Source organism: Chitinibacter sp. SCUT-21, from assembly GCA_041874755.1.
Classification (GTDB): domain Bacteria; phylum Pseudomonadota; class Gammaproteobacteria; order Burkholderiales; family Chitinibacteraceae; genus Chitinibacter.
Map to the genome: position 1 here is coordinate 1858523 of CP102611.1, position 17301 is coordinate 1875823.

20 protein-coding genes are annotated in these 17301 nt (G+C 52.1%); 6 read left to right on the top strand and 14 right to left on the bottom strand.

Features of this window, described 5'->3' with window-relative positions; genetic code table 11:
- Nucleotides 1–224 precede the first annotated feature (224 nt).
- Nucleotides 225–1370 (bottom strand): PQQ-dependent sugar dehydrogenase, encoded by a 1146-nt coding sequence (locus tag NT239_08740; GenBank protein ID XGA69884.1) that lies wholly within the window; start codon nucleotides 1368–1370, stop codon nucleotides 225–227.
- An 83-nt stretch (nucleotides 1371–1453) separates the two neighbouring features.
- Here NT239_08740 and NT239_08745 point away from each other — a divergent pair, with 83 nt between their 5' ends.
- On the top strand, nucleotides 1454–2293 hold the full coding sequence (locus NT239_08745) for an NAD(P)H-hydrate dehydratase (protein ID XGA69885.1): 840 nt from the start codon (nucleotides 1454–1456) through the stop codon (nucleotides 2291–2293).
- 1 nt (nucleotide 2294) lies between these two features.
- On the opposite strand, the gene NT239_08750 is transcribed toward NT239_08745, so the two are convergent.
- Together NT239_08750 and NT239_08755 are read right to left on the bottom strand one after the other, a co-directional pair.
- Nucleotides 2295–2888, bottom strand: coding sequence for an IMPACT family protein (locus NT239_08750; GenBank protein ID XGA69886.1), 594 nt, complete (start codon nucleotides 2886–2888; stop codon nucleotides 2295–2297).
- 75 nt (nucleotides 2889–2963) lie between these two features.
- Nucleotides 2964–3719: a hypothetical protein gene (locus NT239_08755; GenBank protein ID XGA69887.1), complete on the bottom strand. Its 756-nt coding sequence runs from the start codon at nucleotides 3717–3719 to the stop codon at nucleotides 2964–2966.
- Between the two features lie 426 nt (nucleotides 3720–4145).
- On the opposite strand from NT239_08755, the gene NT239_08760 reads away from it, so the two are divergent.
- The 3 genes from NT239_08760 to NT239_08770 are packed head-to-tail and all read left to right on the top strand — an operon-like array spanning nucleotide 4146 to nucleotide 7055.
- Nucleotides 4146–6257: a Cache 3/Cache 2 fusion domain-containing protein gene (locus NT239_08760; GenBank protein ID XGA69888.1), complete on the top strand. Its 2112-nt coding sequence runs from the start codon at nucleotides 4146–4148 to the stop codon at nucleotides 6255–6257.
- Entirely contained in the window at nucleotides 6229–6591 is a 363-nt protein-coding gene (locus tag NT239_08765; protein ID XGA69889.1) for a response regulator, read from the top strand. The genes NT239_08760 and NT239_08765 overlap by 29 nt, the downstream gene beginning before the upstream one ends.
- 17 nt (nucleotides 6592–6608) lie before the next feature.
- Nucleotides 6609–7055 (top strand): chemotaxis protein CheX, encoded by a 447-nt coding sequence (locus NT239_08770; GenBank protein ID XGA69890.1) that lies wholly within the window; start codon nucleotides 6609–6611, stop codon nucleotides 7053–7055.
- Nucleotides 7056–7068: 13 nt separating this feature from the next.
- Here the strand turns inward: NT239_08770 and NT239_08775 are convergent, their stop codons facing one another.
- Nucleotides 7069–8553, bottom strand: coding sequence for a B12-binding domain-containing radical SAM protein (locus tag NT239_08775; GenBank protein ID XGA69891.1), 1485 nt, complete (start codon nucleotides 8551–8553; stop codon nucleotides 7069–7071).
- A 299-nt stretch (nucleotides 8554–8852) separates the two neighbouring features.
- Between NT239_08775 and NT239_08780 the strand changes: the two genes are divergently transcribed.
- Nucleotides 8853–9329, top strand: a complete 477-nt coding sequence (locus NT239_08780) for a universal stress protein (GenBank protein XGA69892.1) — start codon at nucleotides 8853–8855, stop codon at nucleotides 9327–9329.
- 40 nt (nucleotides 9330–9369) lie between these two features.
- On the opposite strand, the gene grxD is transcribed toward NT239_08780, so the two are convergent.
- From grxD to NT239_08815, 7 genes are all read right to left on the bottom strand, one after another.
- Nucleotides 9370–9687 carry a Grx4 family monothiol glutaredoxin gene (gene grxD / locus NT239_08785; GenBank protein ID XGA69893.1) on the bottom strand — a complete coding sequence of 106 codons (318 nt, stop codon included), beginning with the start codon at nucleotides 9685–9687 and terminating at the stop codon, nucleotides 9370–9372.
- Between the two features lie 70 nt (nucleotides 9688–9757).
- A complete protein-coding gene (gene prmC, locus NT239_08790) occupies nucleotides 9758–10564 on the bottom strand; it encodes a peptide chain release factor N(5)-glutamine methyltransferase (GenBank protein XGA69894.1) in 807 nt (268 codons plus the stop codon).
- A 75-nt stretch (nucleotides 10565–10639) separates the two neighbouring features.
- Nucleotides 10640–10981, bottom strand: coding sequence for an FKBP-type peptidyl-prolyl cis-trans isomerase (locus NT239_08795; GenBank protein XGA69895.1), 342 nt, complete (start codon nucleotides 10979–10981; stop codon nucleotides 10640–10642).
- Between the two features lie 33 nt (nucleotides 10982–11014).
- Nucleotides 11015–12352, bottom strand: coding sequence for an ATP-binding protein (locus NT239_08800; GenBank protein ID XGA69896.1), 1338 nt, complete (start codon nucleotides 12350–12352; stop codon nucleotides 11015–11017).
- Between the two features lie 5 nt (nucleotides 12353–12357).
- On the bottom strand, nucleotides 12358–13035 hold the full coding sequence (locus NT239_08805; GenBank protein ID XGA69897.1) for a response regulator transcription factor: 678 nt from the start codon (nucleotides 13033–13035) through the stop codon (nucleotides 12358–12360).
- Between the two features lie 2 nt (nucleotides 13036–13037).
- Nucleotides 13038–13277 carry a PepSY domain-containing protein gene (locus NT239_08810; GenBank protein ID XGA69898.1) on the bottom strand — a complete coding sequence of 80 codons (240 nt, stop codon included), beginning with the start codon at nucleotides 13275–13277 and terminating at the stop codon, nucleotides 13038–13040.
- A gap of 69 nt (nucleotides 13278–13346) precedes the next feature.
- Nucleotides 13347–13904 carry a glycine zipper 2TM domain-containing protein gene (locus NT239_08815; GenBank protein ID XGA69899.1) on the bottom strand — a complete coding sequence of 186 codons (558 nt, stop codon included), beginning with the start codon at nucleotides 13902–13904 and terminating at the stop codon, nucleotides 13347–13349.
- A 168-nt stretch (nucleotides 13905–14072) separates the two neighbouring features.
- On the opposite strand from NT239_08815, the gene NT239_08820 reads away from it, so the two are divergent.
- Nucleotides 14073–14732, top strand: a complete 660-nt coding sequence (locus NT239_08820; protein ID XGA69900.1) for a hypothetical protein — start codon at nucleotides 14073–14075, stop codon at nucleotides 14730–14732.
- 42 nt (nucleotides 14733–14774) lie between these two features.
- On the opposite strand, the gene NT239_08825 is transcribed toward NT239_08820, so the two are convergent.
- The 3 genes from NT239_08825 to NT239_08835 all read right to left on the bottom strand — a co-directional run bounded on the left by NT239_08825 (nucleotide 14775) and on the right by NT239_08835 (nucleotide 17267).
- Complete coding sequence (locus NT239_08825; GenBank protein ID XGA69901.1) at nucleotides 14775–15494, bottom strand: EAL domain-containing protein; 720 nt, start codon at nucleotides 15492–15494, stop codon at nucleotides 14775–14777.
- 184 nt (nucleotides 15495–15678) lie between these two features.
- A complete protein-coding gene (locus NT239_08830) occupies nucleotides 15679–16842 on the bottom strand; it encodes an AAA family ATPase (GenBank protein XGA69902.1) in 1164 nt (387 codons plus the stop codon).
- 14 nt (nucleotides 16843–16856) lie between these two features.
- Complete coding sequence (locus tag NT239_08835; GenBank protein XGA69903.1) at nucleotides 16857–17267, bottom strand: hypothetical protein; 411 nt, start codon at nucleotides 17265–17267, stop codon at nucleotides 16857–16859.
- Between the last annotated feature and the right edge of the window lie 34 nt (nucleotides 17268–17301).

A 17301-nucleotide genomic window follows, 5' to 3' on the forward strand; every position in this document is an offset into this window, starting at 1 on the left:
AACTCAAACTTGAAGACATTTCAAGTGGGAATCATTTGATCGGGTGAGAGGCGATCAAAACTGCAGATTCATTACCGATCAGCTGAGGATAGCTTTTAGGAGGGGAACTGCGCTAGAAACACATTACGGCAAATACTGCCGTGAATTTTGCTGTGCTCAATCAAATTAGTGCCGCGACTTTAACCGATAAAAAATATGCTGTCAAATCATATATTTGCTTATTTTCAGCTTTGAGGCTTTGCTGGCTCTAGCCGCAGCAGCGCGCCGTCGGCTTCATCGGTCAGCAGATAAATCAGCCCATCGGGGCCAAGGCGCACGTCACGGATGCGGCCAAATTGATCTTTTAGCAGACGCTCTTCGTGCACGACACGCTCGCCGTTCAGCTCCAAGCGCACCAACATTTGATATTTCAGCGCGCCGACCAATAGGTTGCCTTGCCAGTTTGCAAAAGGTTTGCCTTGATAAAAAGCCAGGCCCGATGGCGCAATCGACGGCGTCCATTGATAAATTGGCTGCTCCATACCCGCCTTGGCCTTACCTTCGCCGATACTAGTGCCAATGCCATAGTTCACACCATAAGTAATCACTGGCCAGCCATAATTGCGCCCAGCGCGGACAATATTCAGTTCATCTCCACCTTGCGGGCCATGTTCGGTCGCCCAAAGCTCACCACTAATGGGGTGTAGCGCTGCACCCTGCATATTACGATGCCCGTAGCTGTATACCTCGGCACGTACTTCGCTGCGTGCGCGAAATGGGTTATCGGCCGGATATCGGCCATCGTCGTGCAACCGCACCACTTTTCCTGCCAAATCATCAAGCCGCTGAGCGCGATCTTTATCGCCGCGATCACCTTGGCTAATCAGCAACATCCCTTGTCGATCAAACACCAAGCGCGAACCAAAATGTACGCCCGCACTGCTGCCGGGGCGCTGGCGATACACTTGCTGCACATTCTGTAGCCGATGGCCTTGCGCATCGCTGAGCCATTGCCCGCGGGCGACTTGGGTTGACGTGCCGCGCCCCTCTTTGCCTGCATAAGAAAAATACACCCAGCGATTTTTGGCAAAATCCGGGTGCAACACGACATCGAGTAAACCACCTTGACCATTTGCCGCAATCGCCGGCAATCCCTGCACTGGCCGCGCATCCAATTGGCCCTGCGGCGACACTACGCGCAAGCGCCCAGCGCGCTCGGTCACCAGCATGCGGCCATCGGGCAAAAACGCTAAGGACCACGGATGCTCTAAACCACGCGTCAGCGTTTTAACGCGAAACGTATGCCGCTCCGATTGCACGATTACATCATCTGCAGCCCACACCATGCTCAGCGAAAAACTCAGTAAAATCGGCAAAATTGTACGCATCATGCGACTCCAGTCGTGAAATTCACCCGGTCAGCAAAGCCAAACGCTATGCTGCAGTGTAGCGATCAACCCCGAGAATGCACAATATGCTCGACATCAACACGCTCCCCGCCTGCGCCTTGGCATTGCGCCGCGCCAATGACACGCATAAAGGCCACTTTGGTAGCGTCGCAGTCATCGGTGGCGCAAGGGGTATGACTGGTGCAGCCTTGCTAGCTGGGCGTGCTGCGCTGATGCTGGGGGCGGGTAAGGTGTGGGTTGGCTTGCTCGACGCCAGTATCGCCGTTGACTTCACCCAGCCCGAATTAATGCTGTGCCCAGCCGAGATGATTTTTACTCAGCACCAGCCGACTCATTTGCTAGTCGGAATGGGCATGGGTATAGCGCCAGAAGCTAAACAGATATTAGGCTTAGCACTTGATACCTCGCAGCCATTACTGCTAGATGCCGATGCGTTAAACCTGATTGCGGCCAATGAAGATTTGCAACTTCAATTACAGCAGCGCGCCGCCCCCACCCTGCTCACACCGCATCCAAGCGAAGCGGCGCGACTACTCGGCATCAGCACCGCCGCCGTCCAGCAAGACCGCGTCGCGGCGATCCGCGAATTGATTGCGCGCTACCGCTGCCACGTTGTGCTTAAAGGCCACCACAGCTTGGTGGGCAGCGCGGCGGGCGACATCACGCGCAATGTATCCGGCAATGCGGCACTAAGCAGCGCGGGGCAAGGCGACACTTTGGCCGGCATCATAATGAGTTTGTGCGCGCAAGGTTTGGATTTGCTCGACGCCGCCCGTTGCGTCGTCTGGCTGCACGGCCAGGCTGCCGATGTGTGGCGGGCAAAGCATCCAGCCGGAATCGGCCTGACTGCATCCGAAACCATCGTATTGGCGCGGCAGGTGCTCAATCACAGCTTGGGTACATAAACTATTCTGCGCTGGATAACCAACCCAATTGTCCGTGGCAAGATTCGTTTAATTGCGCGATAAGGGCATCGGCGACATCGGCGGTGACGGCAAATTCAAACACCACTTGGCTGTCGTGCTCTACATTTAAACTCGTCGCAGTATAGCTCGCCAAAGCACGCCGTACATGGCCTTCCAACGCATACGGCACACAACAGCGTAGCGAGGTCATTTTCAGTAGCGGGATTTTTTCCGTCAGCAGCAAGGCTTGCGCAACCGAATCGGTGTAGGCGCGCACCAAGCCACCCGCACCAAGCTTTACCCCACCAAAATAGCGCACCACCGTTGCCAGCACGCCTTCCAAGTCTTGATGCCGCAACACATCGAGCATCGGCCGCCCTGCCGTACCTGATGGCTCGCCATCGTCGACCGCCGCAGATTGCCCACCAGCGAGCAAAGCCCAGCACACATGCGCCGCAGTCGGGTTCGCGGCCTTGAGCCCAGCCACAATCTGCTGCGCGGTAGTACGATCGCTCATCGGCTGGACGCAGGCGATAAAGCGACTTTTTTTGATAATCAGTTCAAATTGGGCGGGGGCTTTGAGGCTAAAAGGCATAGGAAAATCATATTGGGCTGATGCCCGTGCTCGAAGCCTTCACTTCAACCGTTTTTAGCCCATACGTCAACAGCACTAGGCAAAAATCGAAATCCCAGCTGGGCTAGCCACCGCGCTCTCATTGCTCGCACCACTGGCATCATACGTCGTCGCGGCGATATTCTCGCCGTTGGGTGCGGCTGCGTTGCCCTGCTCGGCCTCTTTCAGCGCGGCATCCAGCTCGGTAATCGCTTTTTTGGCCGCCTTCAATTCATGCTGATCAATTTCGGTTTTTAGTTTGCGGTTTTCCTGCGCCAGCAATTGCTTAATGCGCGAAGCCAGTTGTTTTGCTTCGCTCAAAAAGGCTTGATCGGCCGGATCACGACCGCGGCCAGCTACATGCAGCGCTAAATGGGCAGGAGCTGTTGATGCTTGCTCGGCACTTTTTTCTGGATTACGGCCTTCGGTCTCGGTACTGCTGGTTTCAGACTGGGGATTTTGTGCAGTATCGTGCTGGCTTTCGGTATTTAAAGTCAATTTACTTGCCACAGCATCGCCCGGCGTACTGCCGCCATATTGTGCGACCAAGGCCTTCAGCTCTTTCGCCAGCTCAGCCACGATGCGCGGATTGCCTTTGCCTACCCCGGCAAAGCGCAGCAAATTATCCAGCCGCTGTTTTAATTCAGCCATTCTGGCTTTCGCCGCACTTTTACGGCTTTGCCCCGCTTGGGTATTACTTTCTTTTAAGGCACCCAACAGCGAATGACTTGGCGACTCGCTCACACGCTGATCTGCAACACGCAATGCCTGATTCCAAATACTGCGATTTGACTGCATTTTAATTGGCAGCATACGATTCACCCCATACACCAATGGAAAGTTTATCGACAGCAAATAACAAATCTAAAGTGCTTTATTTTTCACTAAATAGCAGAAAATAACCGCCCATCAGCTTACCCATAAATATCAAAACTGAAAGCTTGATCGCAGCGCAACAAAACAACCACGATACCCATGCTAGGTATGCGCCTTATCAGTTTATTTAAATTGATCTGTCATTCAATACGTGCGCACTTCGCAGGATTTTCCGCTACACATTTTTAAATCACGATTGCGATAAGCAGTTTGGATTAGCCATATTAGTCTTTGCTAATCACAAACCCATAACTAGCTTGTTAATTGCTTTCTAGAAATTTTTTATTGTTTATTTAATCTGAAAGAATTTTTGTAGATTGTTATACGAAAAAGCTGTCTAACCCAGAAAAAGGGCCATACACCATGAAGTTCATTCATTTTAAATCGCTCGCCTCGCGATTATTGTTGGGCTTGAGCTTGGCGGCCGTCATGGTCATTGTTGGGATTATTGGTTTTGTGAAATTCTCCATGATTCCACAAATGACCGATCGCGCTTTGGTCAGCACGACGGAAGCCTTGGCGTTTTCCTTAAAAGAAACCCTCAAGCATCCAGATCAATGGCAAGAATCATCGCTGGCAAAACAAAATCCACTGCTGGATGCCTACAGTAATGAAGGCAAAGCCGTTGCCACTTTATTCTTATGGAAAAATGGCGAATACACCCGGATTGCGACCACGCTGAAAAAAGAAGATGGTACCCGTGCGGTAGGTACGATCTTGAAAGCTGATTCGCCAGCCGCGATCGCCTTAAGAGCAGGTAAGGCGTACTCCGGCCCGATTGTTTTGTTTAAACGCCCCCATATGACAACCTACTTGCCCATTTCCTTCCCGAATGGGGTAAAGGGGTCAGTGTTCATCGGGATTGATAACCAATCGGCCGATCCAATGCTCGCCTTGGCACGCCAGATGGACTACATCGCAGTCGGTGTAGGGCTGATCAGTATTGTGTTACTGCTGGTTGGTATGGTGTATGTGATGCGAATCGAGCGCTCACAAAGTGAGATCGACGACATTATGCGTACCACTCAGGAAGGTTTGTTCCTGCTGGACGGTCAACTCAAAATGGGTTCGCAAACGTCCTATTCTCTGTCGAAAATTCTCGGTTTTGCGGTTCCTGCCGGCTCCCATTTCTTAGAGCTACTCAAACCTTTGGTCTCACCGAAAACCTATACCACAGCCACCGAATACACCGAGCTATTGATGCGGCACGATGTTAAAGAAAAATTGGTAGCCAGCCTTAACCCACTCGATTGTATTGAAATTACCGCCTTGCAGCCGAATGGCAATATGGAATCGCGCTTCTTGCAGATTCGTTTTAACCGAGTGATTAAAAAAGACAAAGTAACGCATTTGCTCGGCACTGCGAACGATATTACCCGCCAAGTGAAACTGGAACGCGAATTGCGTGAGAGTGAGCGCCGGATTCAAGACCAAATGGGCATGATGGTGCAGATCTTGCAAGCAGATCCTGGCTCGCTACAAGACTTTTTGGACCGCGCCAATGCCAACCTCAATCAGATGAACGAAGTGTTGCGCAGCAGTGATCCTCGCCTAGGGGTAGCTTCATTACGACTCGACGATGCCATGCGCACCTTGCATCGTCTCAAAGGCGATGCCGCTGCCTTGCAACTGGATGCGACAACTCAATCACTGCATGAACTTGAAAATCAGCTTAAAACCCTACAGCAACAAAGTAATTTCACCGCCGAAGATTTATTGCCAATCGCGGTACGGGTTAAAGCGCTGTTTAGCGAAGTGAGCTCGATTCAGGAGGTGATCGCGCGGATTGGTCAAATTCGCAACTTGGTGACCATTGAGCCAGCAAAACCCGAGCGCGATCCACAGGTTTTAGAGCAGCCATTAGTTAAACAATGGCAAAACTTCGTCCAACAACTGGCGGCCAAACAGCATAAAAAAGTAGAGCTAACTTATCAGGGCTTGCAGCTAGATCAGCTGTCTCCCGGCTTGAGCAATGCGATCAATAGCATCGTGAATCAATTTATTAGAAATTCCTTGGTGCACGGCGTTGAAAATCCGCAAGACCGTATGCTGCGCGGCAAAACCGAGGCAGGGCATTTGTCGGTGTATATCTCCGATCAAGGCGATGGCCATGTAGAGCTGAGTTTCCGCGATGATGGCCGTGGGCTGGATATCGAAGCGATCCGCAATGCGGCGATTCAATCGGGTAGGCTCAGTGCTGAAGCGGCCAAAGCACTGGATGCTCGCCAGCTAACCATGATGATTTTTGAAACCGGCCTCTCAACCCGTAAAACCGCAGACGAAGATGCGGGGCGTGGCATTGGACTTGATGCCGTCAAAGATTTAATTGCCCGAATGGGGGGGCGTATTCGAGTGGGCAGTACACGGGGCGAATATTGCCACTTCCGCGTCCAGCTACCGCTCAAAATGAAATCCAGCATTACGACGTTGATCGAGGAGGTGAGTGATGAACAAGAAGCTTATGATCGTGGATGATTCCAACATCATCCGCAGCAAAATTAACCGCACACTCAGTTTGCACAATATGGAGGTCGTCGCCACCGCCTGCAATGGCGAAGAGGCCGTTAGCCTCTTTGCCAAAACTCAGCCCGATGTGGTCACGATGGATTTAACCATGCCGCTGATGGATGGGCTCGAGTGCATCCGCGCGCTGCGTAAGCTCAACGCCAATGTCAAAGTACTTGTCATTTCGGCGCTAGCTGATAAATCAACGGCGATTCAAGCCTTGATGGAAGGCGCGCAAGGCTTTTTGTGCAAACCATTTACCGAAACCGAGCTCACCGAAGCCATCGATGAACTATTGGCTTAACTCAGGAGGACCTTCTCATGGACGAACAAGAGCTACATAGTTTCATCGACATTGTCAGTGAATATTTCGAGCGCCAAACTGGCAAAGCGCCAGAAATGGGTAGCCCCTATCTGGGCGAGCCTAACGCACTGCCGATTTATAACTACACAGGCGTCATCGGCATTTCTGGCGTACGTCAGGGCTGCGTCTATTTCACCGCGCAACGCGAATTGCTGCGCAATTTATTGCTGCATGTCGGCGAGATTGATGTGTCAGATCAAAATCTCAGCGATCTGGTGGGCGAAATTGCTAATACGATTTCTGGCAATGCACGGCGGCATTTTGGCGCGGACTTTTTAATTTCAGTCCCTGTCGTCGTCGCGGGCGATGCCGATGCCATTAAAGTACCGCGCTCGGTTAAAGCCTACATTTTGCCTTTGCGCTGGCATAAACAAGACGCTGTATTGGTCGTGAGCTTGCAATAAGCCTCAACCGCAATCACGCCAAATGCATTTGCTGGCGCGCAGTTAACGCGGCTTTCTTTTCTACACTTTCAACCGGCCGAGGCTGCTTGCCGGCGTAATCGCTGGCAAGCAAAGCTTCGGCCTCTTCTTTTTGCATACCCTGTACCTGTAACCATTGGCAAACCAATTTAGCCAGTCGATCCAAAGCAATACGGTGGGTGGCATCGGTATTGGCGTATAGCCAATCTGCAAACGCCATAAATTGCGTAAAGGGGCTTGACCCAAGTAGCACGGGCAGCGTATTGGCAAAACGCCCCGAATTGGCGACCAAATCCCAATAGCGTGCAAAGCGCACCAAGCGCTGCATCGTTGTGAAGTCGATATCGCGATTAGATAAAATCGTGTACGGCGGGAATGGATCGTACTTCATCGCAAATTCGTCGGTATGCCGGATGATCGGCGTACCGCGCAAGCGTTTCAAAATACCAAACTGAATTTCATGCGGTTGCAACGCGTACAGCGCGTCAAAGCCACGACCAAAGCTCTCGACCGTTTCGCCCGGCAAGCCGGCGATCAAATCGACGTGCAAATGCGCGTGCGTACTGCTGCTTAACCAGCGGATATTGTCGGCGGCCTTGTCGTTGTTTTGTTTGCGGCTAACCAAAGTTTGCACTTCGGGGTTAAAGCTTTGAATGCCGATCTCAAATTGCAGCGCACCGGGCGGGAATTTCATAATTCCTTCGCGCAAGGCTTCGGGCAAATGATCAGGCACCACTTCAAAATGCGCAAATACGGGGTCATCAGGATGTGCAGCGATCTTGTCGAGAAAAAACTGCATAATCCGCAAACTGCTATTGATATTCAGATTAAACGTGCGATCGACAAATTTGAATAATCGCGCACCGCGCTGATACAGCGTTTCCATTTCGGCCAGAAAACGCTCCAGCTCAAACGGCCACGCCGTTTTATCGAGCGCCGATAGGCAAAATTCGCACTTAAACGGACAGCCGCGCGAAGCTTCAACGTACAGCGTGCGGTTTTTAATGTCTTCGTCGGTGTACAGCGAGTATGGCAATTGCAAATCGGCCAGCTTGGCTTGCACGCCGGTGTGGATTTTCATAATCGGCTGCGGGCCGCGCAAAATCTGGCGGCACAGATCGGGCAAAGTCACCTCGCCCCAGCCGGTCACGACGTAATCCGCCTCCTTCACAATCGCCTGCTCGGCGGTTTCGTACGACACTTCGGGGCCGCCGAGGATGATTTTGACCTCGGGCGCAACGCGTTTGAGTAGCGCAACCAAGCGCGTGGTTTCTTCCACATTCCAGATATACACGCCAAAGCCAATGATTTTGGGCTTTTTAGCCAGCAAACGCTCGGCAAACTCGGTGGTTTTGCCACCGATAACAAACTCCATGATTTCGGTTTGCGCTTGCAATTCGCCCATATTGGCCAGCAAATAACGCAGGCCGAGTGAGGCGTGCGTGTAACGGGCGTTGAGCGTGGACAATATAATCGACATAGCAAACCAAACCAGAGGCAAAACGCTATTTTACGGCTTTACACCGTGTCGTGGCGGACGAATCAAGTGCGGCGATTAACGGTCAATTTGTATTTTGCAGTAAAGCTCTCAATGTATTGCCGTCAAAGCAATATTTATAGAGCTCCACAGACGAATACCCCAAGAACAGAGCGGTTTTATATCTATTTACGCCGCGTGATTAAGCGACGCAATGGGTAATTTTTCGCTCATCGCTGCGAAGCACGCACCGCAGGCTAAACTGAAAGTATCAAGATGAAGCCCGCGGATTGGAGGATGATATGTACCAACGCATTTTAGTACCGATGGATGAAGGTGCAACGGCAATGACCGCGTTTCATGAAGCCATCAAACTCGCCAAGCTCACTGGAGCCCAGTTGCTACTGGTTCACGTCGAAGATATTTCGCGCTCGGCCATGGCGCCCGTGGGCTTGCCGGGAATGGAATACATCAATTATGGCGAATCGTACGAGGCCAACTTAGCGCATAGCAAAGCGTTTTTGCATGATTTATGCGAAGCGGCGGTGCGCGAAGGGCTGTATTGCGAAAGCCAAGTGATTGAAAAAGTTGGCAGCTACGCAGCCAAAGCCTTGCTCGAAGCGGCAAGCGAATGGCAAGCCGATTTGATCGTGATGGGAACGCACGGTTATTCAGGCTTTATGCATTTGATTTTTGGCAGCACAGCAGAAAGCCTGCTGCATCATGCGACTATTCCGGTGCTATTGATTCGCCACAGTGGCGAAGATGACGACGAATAGTGCGAATAAAAACGCCGCAGTTTTGGGCTGCGGCGTATGTTTATTCAGCTTTCAGATCGGCAACCATTTCGGCCAATTCGCCGCTGGCGTACAGCTCTTTCATAATGTCAGAGCCACCGATGAACTCGCCCTTGATATAGAGCTGAGGAATCGTTGGCCAGTTGGCGAATTCTTTAATGCCTTGGCGAATTTCTGGGTCTGCCAGCACATTCACTGCCGCAAAATTAACGCCCAAGTTTTTCAGAATTTGTACCGCACCAGCTGAAAAGCCACATTGTGGGAAGGTTGGCGTGCCTTTCATGTACAAAATCACCGCATTGTCGGTAACTTGTTGGCGGATCGTGTCTTGAATGCTCATCGGTTTGCTCGCAAAGCTTGAATAATTTACTCGGGTATTGTAAAGCCGTTTTTGCTATCGCGGCAAGCGCCTAGCGCAATCGCCCACCACTCACCCTATCGTTTTGCCCCAAGTCTTGCCATGTTTGCACATCGCTAAAACCTGCGGCTTGCAATAATTCGCGGCAGGCCGCGCCTTGATCCCAGCCGTGCTCCAGCAAAAGCCACGCTCCAGTATTTAAATGCGCGGGCGCAGCGGCAATAATCGTCTGTAAATGGCGCAGTCCATCGTAGCCATCGGTTAAAGCGCCGCTGGGCTCAAAGCGCAGATCGCCTTGATTGAGGTGATCGTCCTCAGCATGGATATACGGCGGATTGGAGACGATTAAATCAAAAACCTCGCCGCTGACCGCGCTAAACCAGTTTGATTCCAAAAATCGTACTTGGGCACCCAAGGTTTGCGCGTTCTGGCTGGCGACGGCCAAAGCATCGCTTGATAGATCCAGTGCACTGACTGATAAATCGGGGCGTTCCAGCTTTAAGGTAATCGGAATACAACCCGAGCCCGTACCTAGGTCAATGATGTTGCCATTTTTGGGCGCGCGCTCCAGCGCCAATTCAACGAGTAATTCGGTGTCGGGGCGCGGGATCAGCACCGCTGGCGTGACGGCAAACTCGCGGCCATAAAATTCGCGGCTACCCAGCAAATACGCCACTGGTTCGCCTTCGCGGCGACGCAGCGCCAACGATTCAAACGCACGTTGCTGCGCTTCACTTACGTCTTCATCATCGTGCGCAATCAGCCATGCGCGGTTTTTTTGCAATACATGCAGCAGCAAGACCTGCGCATCAAAGCGCTCGATTTGGCTGTGTTGAATTAGATCGCGGTAAGTTGGCAAATGAAAACTCGTCCTAATAAAAAATGCATGTATTTAACTGCGAGCCAATACTAGATTAATCTAGCGAGCAATACCCTAGTCATCCCGCGTTAGCACTTCAAGTAATTCAATCTCGAAGTGCAAATTGGAATTCGGCTTGATGTGCGCGCCGATTTGGCGCTCGCCGTAGGCTAAATGCGCGGGAACAAAGAGCTTGCGCTTGCCGCCGACCTTCATCCCCATAATGCCTTGATCCCAACCTTTGATGACGCGGCCAGTGCCGATCACGCATTGGAAGGGGCGGCCTTTGGCGACCGATGAATCAAACACAGTGCCATCTTCCAAAGTGCCGGTGTAATGCGTGGTTATCAACGCGCCGCGCACGGCTTCTTTACCGTCGCCAACGACGAGATCTTCAATGATTAATTCGGTGCTCATAGCTCAACTCTAAAATAGGCTTAGGCCGCTATTTTAGCGCAGATCGGGCAAGATCATCGTAACGCGTCCGCCGCCCAATGCACCGCGCCCCAGCTCAATCTGGCCTTGGTAAGCATGAATAATATCGGCGACGACGCTCAAGCCGATGCCATGTCCAGCAACACGCTCGTCCAGGCGGATGCCACGCTGCAGCGGCGCTTGTGTGTCGCTAAAACCGGGGCCATCGTCGTCGATGATGATATTGAGTTGTCCATCAGCAACGCGCATTTGCAAGGCCACGCGCGATCGCGCCCATTTGCCGGCGTTATCGAGCACATTGCCGATAATTTCAAACGCATCGCCTTCGTCGATTGGCCACTGCAGGCTGGCATCACATTCTGCGCTAAATGCTAACTCCCGCGCCGCATGCACTTTTTGCATGCTGGTGATCAGACGTTGCGCAATCGGCGCTAGCGCCAAAACTGGCGCGAGTTCGGTCTGGCCACGCATCGCGGCGCGGCCTAATTGATGCTGAACGATATGATCCATCCGCGTGATTTGCTCGGCGATGGTTTGGCGCTGCTGCACGGCATCGCTGCTGTCTTGCTCGGCGCGCAATATCGCCAGCGGTGTTTTTAAGCTGTGCGCCAAGTCGGCCAAGGCCTCGCGGTAGCGCTGTTGCCGTGCGTGTTCTTGTTCGACCAAGCGATTCAAACGCTGCGCCAGCGGCGCGATTTCTCTTGGGTAAATACCATTGACCTGTTTTTGCTCGCCATTTTCAATCGCTGCCAGTTCAGACTCTAAACGGCGCATCGGCGATAGGCCCCAGCGTAATAGCAGCGCTTGCGCAATTAATAAGCAAATCGCCGCGGCCACCAGCCAGCCCCACAGCGCGCGCTGAAATTGCGCCAATTGCGCGGCATAACGTCGCGTGTCTTCAAACACTGCAAAACGCACCGTTTGGCTATGTTCGCCAATTTCCCAGCGCACTTGATACGCGCTGGCTAAATATTCACGGCCTGCCAAAGCCATTGTTTCATGCTGCCAAACACCCGTTTTGAGCTGTGGCATGGGTAGTGATCCTTGCTGCAGTGCCGAAGGCGAGCGCCATTGCTCGTTGTGCGATGGGTTTTCAATTTGCGCGTACAGGCCAGAATGCGGCACTGATAGCAAGGGCTCGGCAATCGTCGCGGGCAAGATCAGTTTGCCGCTCGGGCCTACCTCGGTGATCGCGATCAGCATATAGATCGCGCTTTGTAGACGCTCGAAATGGCTTTTGCGCAGATGATCAGAATAAACGCCCTGCACGGCAACACCGGCAAGGCAGAAAAAAGTCAGCATCACGACACTGGCACCGATGTGCAGTCGTGCTCGAATTGATAAATTGCGCATGCGGTTTAAACGCCGTCCACGTTCAAACGATAACCCCGACCGCGCAATGTTTCGATCAGGCCAAGCTGAGCATCAGGATCGAGTTTGCGGCGCAGACGGCCGATCAACACTTCGATCACATTGCTGTCTCTATCGTCGTCGTGCGGGTAAAGATAGTCGGATAGCGCTTGCTTGCTCACCACATTCGGGCGCTGCTGGATTAAATACTCGAGCAAGCGGTATTCAAACGCGGTCAGTTCAACTGGGCCAGCGCTGGTACTAACTTGCTGGCGCGCCAAATCGACTTGAATTGCGCCTAAATTGAGCCCAGTGGGCTGCGCTTTTAAAGCGCGGCGCAAGAGCGCCATGACACGCGCGGCCAATTCGGGGTATTCAAACGGTTTGGTCAGGTAATCATCGGCGCCCGCTTCCAGCCCGGCCACTTTGTCTTGCCAATTGGAGCGCGCGGTTAGCACTAAAATCGGTGTGCTTTTACCCGCGGCGCGAACTTTGCGAATTAATTCAACGCCATTGAGTTTAGGCAGGCCCAAATCGACAATCAGCAAATCAAATGGGTATTCGCACGCTTGGTATAGACCATCAGCGCCATCGCTGGCCGTATCGACGCGATAACCCGCTTCGACCAATTTCTTGGCCAAAGGCTCGCGCAGCGCGGCTTCGTCTTCAATCAGCAATAAACGCATAATTAGCGCACGGCACCGCTGGCTTCGTCGACAAACACCGCGCGGACATCACCACTCGGGGTGAGCACTTTTACGCGCCACACCGATTTACCCGCATCGATAAATTTTTCAACGTTCAGCACTTTGCCGCCGTTGGTTTTCTTTTGCGCCAAATCGGCAGCTTCATCGCGGTTTACAGCGGCAAAGACCGAAGTTGCACTGAAACACAGCACTAAAATCATTACTTTAATCAACGATTTCATTTGGTTTTCCCCTTCAAGCTGCCCATTGTACCCGTAAGCGCCAATTCAAGCTTTAGATTGACAGCAAACTTAATCATCCAGCTCAACGATCAACTTAACTGGAATTCGTGCGCCTGGACGACCAGGATAGCGAGTCATCGTCGTGCTATAAATTTGCGAGCGGTATTCGTAATCGACGCGATAATCACGTACTTGTTCACGATAGTCATTCACCTCGCGGCAGCGTTTTACTTCACGCTGCACCGGATCAACGCGGCGCGCGCTCGGATCAGACAAGTGATTGCCAACCATCGCACCGATCAGTGTGCCCGCCACCGTCGCCACATCTTTACCGCGCCCTTTGCCGACCTGATGCCCCAGCACCCCACCCGCAACACCACCGATAATCGTACCGGTATAGTTGGGGTTATTATTGCTAACTACGTTTTCTGTTACCCATTCACTGCTGCACTCTTGCCGTGGCTGGCTCCATCTTTCGTATTGCGGCGTAACGCTACGAATAATCGCATAATCTCGTTGCTTCCAACGTTTAGGCTGTTTGTAATCATCCCAATCATCATCGTCGTCCGCAAATGCAGTTGTATTCACGAGCAGCGCGGCTATTAATACCCAAAATAGTTGACGCATCGCCTCGACTCCATCTATCACTTGATAGCAGCAAGCATGCCTGAAGCGATCTGAATCAAAGCTGAATAAAATGCCATTTACACGCAGTGTGAATAAAAGCACAGCAGAACAGGAACTTGCCGCGACAATCGAACTCATATCGGACATAAATCCTGGAGTACCCTGAATATGAAGTCTGCTTATCCACTGAAAACCATTCGCCGCTGGGCCTTATTACCCACGCTATTGCTCGCTGGCTTGTTATCAGCCTGCGATCAAGCAAACCAGCTAACTCAAAATGTCGCCTCTTCGGTCGTCGGCATCGTTGGTGAAGAAGTGAAGCGCCAAACCGATGGCGTAATCGATCAAGTGGCGAACGAAGCCAATCAAGTCCTGCAACCACTAGGCCTTGATGCCAATCAATTGGCCAGCTCAGTCAAAGCGCAAACCACTGAATTGGCACAGCAAGTACTAAAAACCAATGGCGATTGGACACAATTGGTGCAATATAAAGGCAAATTCCCGAATGATATCGGCTTATTTACCGAAGTTAGTCCAATCATGCCCGAACTCAAATTGGTATTGGGCGATGAACTCACTCCGTTTCTAAGCCAAATGAGCACCCCAAGCTCATTGCAATTTGATCGCGTTTTGTATGTACTCGGCAATAAGCCACAAGGCGGCAAAACGGCGTGGCTATTAATTGACACCGATAATCGCAAAATCGAAGCCGGGATCATTCGCGACGGCAAAGAGAAAACCTTTAGCAGCAAAGGTGCGGCACTATATCGCCCCGCTGAAGTCACTCAATTTATCGAAAAGGCAACTACGGGTACTGCCAGCAAATAATATTCAGCATTGGCACCCATTAAAATACCCACAAAGGGTATCTTATGCTTGATGGGTAACAAACCAAGGCCGATAAATAAAGCCCTGCACCAAATCAACGCCCAATGTTCGTGCTTTCGCGAGTTGGGCGTCGTTTTCTACCCCTTCCATGACGGTTTGTTTTCCGGTCTCGCGCGCGTATGAAATCAGGCTTACCAAGGCCGCGTGGGCTTTAGGGCAATCGAGTTGACCAAACCAGCTGCGATCAAATTTAAGGCAATCTACTTGCAGTAATAGCGGCAAGGACAGCATAGAATGCGGCGCACCAATATCATCCAGCGCTAAACGCACTTGCCGCTGCGAAAATGCATCGGCCATGCGCGCACTTTGTTTGGCATCGGATAAATCACTATTCTCGATAATTTCCAGCACCACATCGGCGCGTGGGCTAATCAGCTCCAGCAAGGCGTGAGCCTCATCACCATCGTCGGCGGCCTGATAGGCATCGGGATCCAGATTCAGAAATAAAGTGCCCGCCGGAGCGCGATCGATTTGCAATTGCTTCATCTGGTATTCGACTTGAAACAAGGTTAGCGGGCTATCGTGCAGCGCGTGAAACACATGATCGGTGCGTAAAATTGCGCCGGCTTGATCATAAAAACGCGCCAATGCTTCGTAGGCCACAATTTCGCCCGTTTTGGCATGGACCAAGGGCTGATACTCAACGCCAAATCGTTGCCGCCCCAAAACATCCAGCAGCAGGCTGGCAGGTAAATCGCGCATAGGTCACACAATGAGAATAGTTCTTGTTATTCTAACTATTCTTACAGCATAAACGTAGCGATTTTTGACCTTTATTTGCGTAAAGTCGACCAGTGGCAAAGAGCGTAGGGATTAAATAAGCTAGGGGTATTTAGTCCAATCAAAATTCGGAAAGGAATTTGAAAGCTATACTCCCAAAGAGTATTTAGCGACTTGGCCACTGCCACGCTGGGCGTTCTAGTGGCGTTTGATCGCGCAGTTGCGTGGCGCCAAATTCTTTTTCCAGTTGCAAAATCTGCGCCTCCCGCACGCGGCTTAGCGCCGTGACCAATCTGGCCGCATGGCTGACGACGATGACTTGGCTATGCTGTGCCGCGGCGCTAATCAAGCGTGCCAAGGCGGGCAATAAATCGGGGTGCAAACTGGTTTCTGGCTCGTTTAGCACCAGTAATTCAGGCGGGCGAGGGCTCAAAAGTGCCGCCGCCAGCAATAAATAGCGCAAGGTGCCATCGGATAATTCCGCCGCCGACAAGGGGCGTAACAAACCAGATTGCCACATTTGCAAGCTAAAACGGCCATGTTCGACGACGATGTCGACTCGAGACCCAGCAAAAGCATCGTCAATCGCCGCATCCAACTCGTCGCCACGCCCCAATTCGCGGATCGTTTGCAGCGCAGCCGCCAAATCAGCGCCATCGTGCGCCAGCACCGGCGTATAGGTACCGATTTGCGCTTGTCGCGCTGGCGCTTGCGCATCGCTGCGCAAATGATCGTAAAAGCGCCACGCGCGCATTCGCTCACGCAGCGCCAATACTTCGGGTGCGCGCAATGGGTCGGCACAATGGCTAAATAAGCTGTCGTAATTGGGAACATGGCGGCTCAGAACTTGCCATTCACGCCCGGCGCGCACCTTGCATAAGCTGCGATCACGATCGGCTAGCAGCGCCGCCTCGCGCAGCACCGGCCCAGCCCAAATGCATTCGCGCTTAATATGCGGGTCGCTACCAAACATTGACGTGGAATCGGGCTCAGGCAAGCCTAAATCAATCGCGTAGCCAAAATCATCAGCCGCAAAGCCCAATTTCAGCGCGATCACGTCTTTGCGCACCGTGCCTTGAATCGGCACTTCGCCGCGCAGCATACCCCGGCTGATCGTCTCCGGACCCGCCCATAAGGTCGACGCAAAACCGCCCTCTTGCGCCAAACTCGCGACCATCCGCCCTTGCGCGCTTTCGGCCAAGAGTCGCAGTGCGCGGTACAAGCTCGATTTGCCGCTGCCATTGGCACCAGTCACCACATTGATCTGGCCCAGTGGCAAAATTAATTCACGCAGCGAGCGGTAATTGGCGATGGCGAGGGTGGTGAGCATAAAAATAGGCCGCTTTATTCAATTCGCACAATGTAACGATGTTCGCTGATTCGATCTTGATGATTTTCGAGCAAAACGATGGTGTCGACCCCACGCTCGATGGCCTTAAAAGTCCATGTTTGTACCATCAAGCAGCAGCCCAGATAGAGATTGTTCTTATCTGCCGGATTGCGGTAATCCATCGCAGATGTCAGGAACTTCACCTTGCGATGGCCGGATTTTAGCGTATATGACTGAGCCATAGCGGGTGCGACGAGCATTTGAATGTTAAAGTTCCTGCCCTTTTTAACCCTTAACTCGCTAGACTGATCGACTTCTGTGAAACGATTACTCACTTGGGCCTGGGCGTTTACGTGAAGTACCAACCCCAAACTCAAGAGCTGCGCCAACAGCGCAAAAACAAAGGTAAACGGCGCTTTACACATTCAAAATCTCCCTACGTATCACAATGAAGATCAA

Bases quoted from the DNA above. Each gene is read 5' to 3' on its own strand.
- NT239_08740 (XGA69884.1), bottom strand. From the start codon at position 1,370: ATGATGCGTACAATTTTGCCGATTTTACTGAGTTTTTCGCTGAGCATG.
- NT239_08745 (XGA69885.1), top strand. From the start codon at position 1,454: ATGCTCGACATCAACACGCTCCCCGCCTGCGCCTTGGCATTGCGCCGC.
- NT239_08750 (XGA69886.1), bottom strand. From the start codon at position 2,888: ATGCCTTTTAGCCTCAAAGCCCCCGCCCAATTTGAACTGATTATCAAA.
- NT239_08755 (XGA69887.1), bottom strand. From the start codon at position 3,719: ATGCTGCCAATTAAAATGCAGTCAAATCGCAGTATTTGGAATCAGGCA.
- NT239_08760 (XGA69888.1), top strand. From the start codon at position 4,146: ATGAAGTTCATTCATTTTAAATCGCTCGCCTCGCGATTATTGTTGGGC.
- NT239_08765 (XGA69889.1), top strand. From the start codon at position 6,229: ATGAACAAGAAGCTTATGATCGTGGATGATTCCAACATCATCCGCAGC.
- NT239_08770 (XGA69890.1), top strand. From the start codon at position 6,609: ATGGACGAACAAGAGCTACATAGTTTCATCGACATTGTCAGTGAATAT.
- NT239_08775 (XGA69891.1), bottom strand. From the start codon at position 8,553: ATGTCGATTATATTGTCCACGCTCAACGCCCGTTACACGCACGCCTCA.
- NT239_08780 (XGA69892.1), top strand. From the start codon at position 8,853: ATGTACCAACGCATTTTAGTACCGATGGATGAAGGTGCAACGGCAATG.
- grxD (XGA69893.1), bottom strand. From the start codon at position 9,687: ATGAGCATTCAAGACACGATCCGCCAACAAGTTACCGACAATGCGGTG.
- NT239_08795 (XGA69895.1), bottom strand. From the start codon at position 10,981: ATGAGCACCGAATTAATCATTGAAGATCTCGTCGTTGGCGACGGTAAA.
- NT239_08800 (XGA69896.1), bottom strand. From the start codon at position 12,352: ATGCGCAATTTATCAATTCGAGCACGACTGCACATCGGTGCCAGTGTC.
- NT239_08805 (XGA69897.1), bottom strand. From the start codon at position 13,035: ATGCGTTTATTGCTGATTGAAGACGAAGCCGCGCTGCGCGAGCCTTTG.
- NT239_08810 (XGA69898.1), bottom strand. From the start codon at position 13,277: ATGAAATCGTTGATTAAAGTAATGATTTTAGTGCTGTGTTTCAGTGCA.
- NT239_08815 (XGA69899.1), bottom strand. From the start codon at position 13,904: ATGCGTCAACTATTTTGGGTATTAATAGCCGCGCTGCTCGTGAATACA.
- NT239_08820 (XGA69900.1), top strand. From the start codon at position 14,073: ATGAAGTCTGCTTATCCACTGAAAACCATTCGCCGCTGGGCCTTATTA.
- NT239_08825 (XGA69901.1), bottom strand. From the start codon at position 15,494: ATGCGCGATTTACCTGCCAGCCTGCTGCTGGATGTTTTGGGGCGGCAA.
- NT239_08830 (XGA69902.1), bottom strand. From the start codon at position 16,842: ATGCTCACCACCCTCGCCATCGCCAATTACCGCTCGCTGCGTGAATTA.
- NT239_08835 (XGA69903.1), bottom strand. From the start codon at position 17,267: ATGTGTAAAGCGCCGTTTACCTTTGTTTTTGCGCTGTTGGCGCAGCTC.